The following is a 518-nucleotide window of genomic DNA, read 5'->3' as shown; positions in this document are numbered from 1 at the left end:
GTTGACGGGGATTTATTGGAGCGTCAATACCGTAACCATCTAAGTGGTTATCTCCATTGGGACCAACTTGTTCATGCAGAGGATTGGCTACTATTCGAAAAGAATATCGGTGCTTATCTCTGTATTGATGAGGTAGCCCTCTCGCGTGGAGAACTCTATACTGTACTGACCAATAAAGACGCTCACGGTGGTAAAGGTAGTATGATTGCTATCATTAAAGGTACGGACGTTCATACGGTCACTTCTGTCCTGCTTAAGCTCTCCCGTCGCCGCCGTTACCAAGTGCGCGAGATAACTTTAGATATGGCTCCTAACATGGAGCAGATTGCACGCATCTGTTTTCCTGCGGCCAAACGTGTTACCGATCGCTTTCACGTACAGAAGTTAGCTTATGAAGCAGTGCAGGAGATGCGTGTAAAAGCTCGCTGGGAGGCTTTGGATGAAGAGTCCACTCAGATTGCTTATGCAAAGGCCTGTGGAAAGATGTATCATGCACCTGTTTTCGCTAATGGAGATAC

The 518-nt window shown here is 46.7% G+C and carries 1 protein-coding gene; it reads left to right on the top strand.

Features of this window, described 5'->3' with window-relative positions; translation table 11 throughout:
* Nucleotides 1-15: 15 nt before the first annotated feature.
* Nucleotides 16-518 (top strand): transposase (locus H8S52_RS19765; RefSeq protein WP_186910417.1); only part of this gene is annotated, 503 nt, incomplete at its 3' end.

The sequence above is a fragment of the Bacteroides sp. NSJ-48 genome (assembly GCF_014287405.1).
GTDB classification, from domain to species: domain Bacteria; phylum Bacteroidota; class Bacteroidia; order Bacteroidales; family Bacteroidaceae; genus Bacteroides; species Bacteroides stercoris.
Note: the sequence above shows the minus strand (reverse complement) of the source record. Positions and strands in the feature narration are given on the sequence as shown.